Consider the following 5,958-nt stretch of genomic DNA (forward strand, 5'->3'; position numbering starts at 1 on the left):
CCAGAGGTGGCTCGCTGGCCCGGGCCAGCTGCCACTGCTCCTGGGCGTGGCTTAGCCACTGCCGGCTGTGGGCTTGGCACTGCTCCGGCTCGTCGATCAGGATCAAAGCCTCGGGATCCAGATAGCTCAGCAGGTTGGCTGGCGGATCGTAGAGTAGGCCAAGAAAACGGCGCAAGCCTTCCGGAGGAGACGGCGACTGCTCCAACTGCTGCCGCAGACCCTGGGAAAGCTGATCGGCTTTTTCCTGCAGAGCCGGCCAGAGGATGGGCCCGTAGCCGGTGGGAGTTAGCCAAACGTGGGGGATCCCATCTTGGGAGCGCTGGCTGACTGGGTCAAACTCCCGCAGCCTCTCCAGCTCGTTGCCGAACCACTCCAGCCGCACCGGCCACTCGCAGGCCACTGGGAAAACGTCGAGAATGTCGCCCCTTTGGCTCCACTGCCCCTCGCTTTCCACCAGACTCACCCGCTGGTAGCCCAGACGGGTCAACTGCTGCCCCAGTTGCTGGGGAAACATCTCCAAGCCAGGTTCCAGCTGGAGACAAAAGGCCCGCAACACCTCTGGGGGAGGGAGGTGGGGTTGGAGGGCCCGCTCTGTCGCCACAATGGCCATGCCCTTCTTCCCCTGGAGGCAATCGGCCAGCACCTGAAACTGGCCCCACACCAGCTCCGGTTCCAGGTCAAAAGGTTCGTAAGGGGAAGCCTCGGAGGTGGGGTAGAGCTGCACCGTCTCCCAGCCCATGCCCTCCAATTGCGCTGTCCAGCGGCCTGCTTCTTCCAGCGTGGCAGTGATCACCAGCAGGGATCTTCCCTCCTGCTGGGCCAAAGCCGCGGCGCTCAACCCCTTGGCAATCCGCCCTGCCCCCTGCAGATTTGCCCGTCGCTGCGATCTCAAGCAGGTGGCCAGCTCTTGAATCAAGCCGGACTGGCCTAGAAAGCGCACCAGCGGAATAAACGACATCTTCCACCCCACACTGCAAACTGCGATCCCAACAAGCAGGGATCCCAATTCTGGCAGGCTCCGGGGACAATCAGCAGCCGTCTGCCGGCTCTGTAAACCGGAAGTCCTCCCTTGCTGGGAATCGCTCCTCGATCTATTAGGGCAACAGTTTTGTTGTTTTTTGTTGTTTAAAGGCGAAGAAAACCACAACCTTATGCTAACGACCTGCCAGTCTTCGGCCGCTGGGTTCACAGTGCACTTTTTGCCTTGTAGTCTAAATCACAAAAAAAGCCTATACTTCACAGAATCCTAAAATTAACCTTTAGAGTCGGACAGCTTGTCGATTGTCTTAGCCAAGATTCGATGTTAGAAGGAACCACAAAGCGCGGCTTTCCCGGCCTCATCTGATGTCTGCCAGTCAGCAAGATGTTTTTCATGCAAGAGATGTAGCTGTATCAATTGCAGCAGATGTTGTCGGAAAAAGCTGCATGAATCAATCCACCTAAACTTGGTACAAATTATGTTTCTAGACACCGTCGCGCTTTCTCGGCTACAATTTGCCCTCACGGCTATTTTTCACATGTTGTGGCCGGTCTTAACAACAGGAATGGCCATTTATCTTGTTGTGATTGAGGGGCTTTGGCTAAAAACCCGCAACCTAGATTACTACCGCCACGCCCGTTTCTGGTCAAAACTCTATGTGTTGAACTTCGGTATTGGCGTGGCCTCAGGCTTGCCAATGGCCTTTCAATTTGGCATGAACTGGGCACCCTTTTCCGAAGCGGTGGGAGATTTTTTTGGAACCATCCTGGGGTTTGAAGGCACGATGGCTTTTATGCTGGAGGCCAGCTTTCTGGGGATCATGCTGTTCGGCTGGGAGCGCGTCCCGCCGGTGATTCACTGGATCTCGACGATCCTGGTGGCCTTTGGCGCCAACTTATCCACCTTTTGGATCCTGACGGCCAACTCTTGGCTGCAGACACCGGCAGGTGGCGTGTTCGTGGATGGGAAATTCGTGGTGCGGGACTACCTGCAAGCAATCGTCAACCCCTTCATGGTCAATAGCTTTCTGCACATGTTCTTTGCCACCTTGGAAACCTCTTTGTTTGTAATCGGTGGCATCAGTGCTTGGTACATTCTCAATCGGCGGCACAGCGAGTTTTTCTCCCGCTCCCTCAAAGTGGTCTTGGCGATGGCCCTGGTGGTTGCCCCCCTGCAGGTGTATATCGGCCATTTGAGCGCAGAGCAAGTGTATCGCTATCAGCCGGCCAAGCTGGCGGCCATGGAGGCCCAGTGGGAGACGATCCCTGCCGGCGAGCGGGCAGACTGGAGCCTGTTGGCTGTGCCCAACGACCGCGAAGAGCGCAACGAGTGGGAGGTGAAGATCCCCGGCGCGCTGGGCTATCTGCTGGAGTTTAAGCCCCGCTTGGATCGACCCATTCAAGGGCTCAAAAGCTGGGATCCCCAAAATCGTCCCCACATGGTCGGCCTGATCTACTACTCCTTCAGAACGATGGTGGCCATTGGTCTTTTTCTGGCCGGGCTTATCGGAGTCACCCTTGTCCAATGGCTGAGAGGCAAGCTATCGGCAGAAGCCCTTTCTCAGCAGAAATGGCTGATGAGAGCTTGGGTCTTCGCAGGGCCCTTGGGATATATCGCCGTCGAGACCGGTTGGATCGTTCGCTGTGTGGGTCGGCAGCCCTGGATTGTGTATGGACAACTGCGCACGGTGGACTCGGTTTCACCGCTGCCGGCAGGAGAAGTGTTGTTCTCCTTGATCGGCTTGACCATCTTGTACACCGTGTTTTTCGTGGCCGCCCTTTACTTTGGCAGCCGCATCATCCGCAAAGGGCCCAACCTGGAGTTGCCCGCTCCTGCCCCAGCAACGCAGCCGGTGATCGTGATCGAGCCTGCCCGCCACGAGCCAGATCGCCGTCCTGCAGAAGCTCGGTAGCAGCAGTTTGGTAGCCATCTAACTGGTGACTCCAAGTAGCAACAGGGCAACGTAGCAGGCCCATTCCCCACAGCAGTGAAACCCTTCGCTACGTCAACTCCCAACTTCCCTTCCCTAGAGGGAGAGGGACTGGGGATCGCCATCGGGAACTGTCTCGCACTGGTCAGAAATACTCAAAGCAGAGGGAACAGCGATGGAATCTTTTGAGCCTTTACAGCGGTTTCTGCCCCAGGTTTGGTTTTTTATCCTGGGCCTATTCCTATTTCTCTACGTTCTGCTGGACGGGTTTGATCTGGGAGTTGGTATCCTCTCCCTGACGGCCTCCAGCGAGACGCGGCGCAGCATTCTCATGACCAGCTTGGGCAATGTTTGGGATGCCAACGAGACGTGGCTGGTGTTGATGGGGGGATCCCTATTTGGATCTTTTCCTCTCGCCTACGCCACCATTCTCAATGCCCTCTACATACCCTTGGTGATCATGGTGGTGGGCCTGATCTTGCGGGCCGTTTCCTTCGAGTTTCGGGAGAACGCCGACAACAAGCTGGTGTGGAACATCGCCTTCGGGGTGGGCAGCTTTTTGGCGGCCTTGGGTCAAGGGTTTGCCTTGGGCAGCGTCTTTGAAGGGATCCAAGTGGACGAAGCCGGCCACTTTGCCGGCAGCCCCTGGGATTGGCTGACCTGGCGCACGCTGTTGGTGGCTCTTACTTTGATCCAGGGCTATGTGTTAATCGGCTCAGCCTACCTAATCGTTAAGACCACCGGCGAGCTTCAGGAAACCTACTACAAGACGGCAACCATCGCCACCTGGACCACCCTGCTTGGGGCGCTGTTTATCACTGTCAGCACGCCCATCATGTCCGAGCAGGCGCGATCCCAGCTCTTCTCGCCTCCCCTTTTCTACATCTTTGCCGCCATTCCGGCGCTGGGGCTTTTGTTTGTGGCGTTGTTGCTGCGCAGCCTGCGCCGGCGGGAAGAAAATAGCGTTTTGGTTTACACCTTTTTGATTTTTGCACTTTCTTTTGTCGGCTTGGGGTTCATGGTTTTCCCCAACATTATTCCCCCCAGCGTCACCATCTACGAAGCGGCAGCCTCCCCCAGCTCGCTGGTGTTTATGCTCACCTTTATTGGCTTTCTGATCCCGGTTATCTTGTCCTACAACATCTACAACTACGTGGTGTTCCGGGGCAAGATCGTGGTGCAGGAAGTGGCGGCGGAAGAGGCCAAAGTTCCAGAGGCAGTTTAAGCTGGCCTGAGGATGCAGCAATAACCCCGCCCGGTGATGGGCGGGGCAATTTTTTAGGTGCAAGCGAACGTCTACAGAGAAAGGCTCTCACTCTCTCTTGAGCCATTGCCGGATCTGCTCGGCAGCTACATCGCGACCTCCCAACCCAAAAGCCAACGCCACCGCCACGGCAATCGCCCCCAGAACCAGACCAAAAGCCAACACCACAATGTCGGTGGCCACGCCCATCTGCTGCAGGGCCATGGCGCCAACAAAAACCAAGATAGCCACCCGCGCCGCCTGGGCCAGTACCCCTGAGGAAGGGCTACCCAAGCTCTTGATCATAGAGTGGGCCAAATTGGCCAAATAAAGACCGATCCCAAACACCAGGGCGCCGATGAGCACCCGACCGGAAATCAGCAACAGCCCCTGCACAATGTCGGTTAGGGCGGCAAACTGCAGCAACTCCACTGCCGGCACCGCCCCAAACAAGACCACGCCTACCCAGACCACCAAGCCGGCGATCTCGGAGGGAGTGCGACGTTTGGCAGCGGGATCCCCTTCAGGCTCAGGAGCAGCGGCCAGGGGCAAGCCCAGCCCCGCGACCAGACGGTCAAAACCCACCGCCTGCAGTAACTGGGTGACTAAGCCGGCCAAAAACTGCCCTAGCAAGTAAAAGACGGCCAGGATCAAAGCGGATCCCGCGATCAAGGGAATGGCCCGCAACACCTGCTCCAGCATCGCCACCGCCGGATCGGAGATGGCCCGAATTTCCAAGGCATTCAGCGCCGCAATCACCGCCGGGATCAACACCAAGACATACACCACCGTCCCGACGATCTGGGCCAACTGGGGAACGCCAAAGCGTGCCCCCAACCGATTTGCCCCTGCTGCCACCAACAAATTGGAGACGATCCCACGCACGATGCGGGCCAAAAACCAGCCCACTGCACCGATGATCAGCGCTCCCAAAATCCGCGGCACCATCGACAGCAACTGATCCAGCAGGTTTTGCACCGGCTGCAGCGGCCCCTGCAGGTTCAGGGTATCCAGGATGATCGGCAAAAAGAACAGCAGAATCAGCCAGTAAAGGGCATTGCCCAAAGTTTCATTCAGCAGGAAAGGGGTGACCTCTGTACCTCCCTCTTGGCCGGTTGGGGTTCCTTCTGCACCTGCCTCACCGGCAGTGCTTTCCTGTTGCAGAGGCCGGGCCAACTGCTCATCGAGGTTGAAACGCCGCAGCCCCTGGATGACCGCCAGCCGAGCAACAGTAGCCACCACCCAGCCCACAGCCAGCAGCACCAGCGCCCCACCCACCCGTGGCAGATAACCGAAGATTTCCCCCAAAAACCTGTTGAGCGGATCCGAGACAGCTTGAAGCTGCAGGGCATTCAGTACCGCCACCAACACAAAAGCAAGAATCACCCAGTAGACGGCAGCGGCCACCCAGCGCTCCGTTTGGGGCAGCTTCTCGCCGGGCTTTTGGCCCAAAACCCAAGCAGCCAAGCGATTGTCCAGTTGCGTCCTTTTGAGCAGTCCTCTAACGCCGAAGGCTACTGCCGTGGCCACTATCCAACCCAGAATTAAGATGACAATCGCCGCAAGGAGATTGGGCATAAAATCGATAAGCCTAGACCAAAGACTGACGACAAAAGAGATGGCCTCATCTCCAATGGTGTTTCCAGAGGTGTCCATAATGATCCTCACAGCTTGAAAATGCTCAGGATGGACAGATAACAAGTGTAGGTTAACCTGAAGTGTTTTTTCAGGCAAGCTGGCCAGAGGGGGGATACGATATGAAAAATATATATTGAGGCAGAAATGTCGGATCTCGAAATAAAACTT

3 protein-coding genes and 1 pseudogene are annotated in these 5,958 nt (G+C 56.9%); 2 read left to right on the forward strand and 2 right to left on the reverse strand.

The window, feature by feature from the left end:
* Nucleotides 1-958: pseudogene (locus tag NW838_RS06775) on the reverse strand (transcription-repair coupling factor); the annotation flags it as partial.
* Between the two features lie 499 nt (nucleotides 959-1,457).
* Between NW838_RS06775 and NW838_RS06780 the strand changes: the two are divergent.
* Together NW838_RS06780 and cydB are read left to right on the forward strand one after the other, a co-directional pair.
* The gene (locus NW838_RS06780) at nucleotides 1,458-2,891 is read left to right on the forward strand and encodes a cytochrome ubiquinol oxidase subunit I (RefSeq protein WP_414427744.1); all 1,434 of its coding nucleotides are present in this window, start codon (nucleotides 1,458-1,460) and stop codon (nucleotides 2,889-2,891) included.
* 193 nt (nucleotides 2,892-3,084) lie between these two features.
* The gene (gene cydB / locus NW838_RS06785) at nucleotides 3,085-4,134 is read left to right on the forward strand and encodes a cytochrome d ubiquinol oxidase subunit II (protein WP_414355808.1); all 1,050 of its coding nucleotides are present in this window, start codon (nucleotides 3,085-3,087) and stop codon (nucleotides 4,132-4,134) included.
* 87 nt (nucleotides 4,135-4,221) lie between these two features.
* Here cydB and NW838_RS06790 read toward each other — a convergent pair whose 3' ends face one another.
* A complete protein-coding gene (locus NW838_RS06790; RefSeq protein WP_414427745.1) occupies nucleotides 4,222-5,808 on the reverse strand; it encodes a mechanosensitive ion channel in 1,587 nt (528 codons plus the stop codon).
* Nucleotides 5,809-5,958: the final 150 nt, after the last annotated feature.

It is taken from the genome of Synechococcus sp. R55.2 (assembly GCF_047462075.1).
Lineage (GTDB): Bacteria > Cyanobacteriota > Cyanobacteriia > Thermostichales > Thermostichaceae > Thermostichus.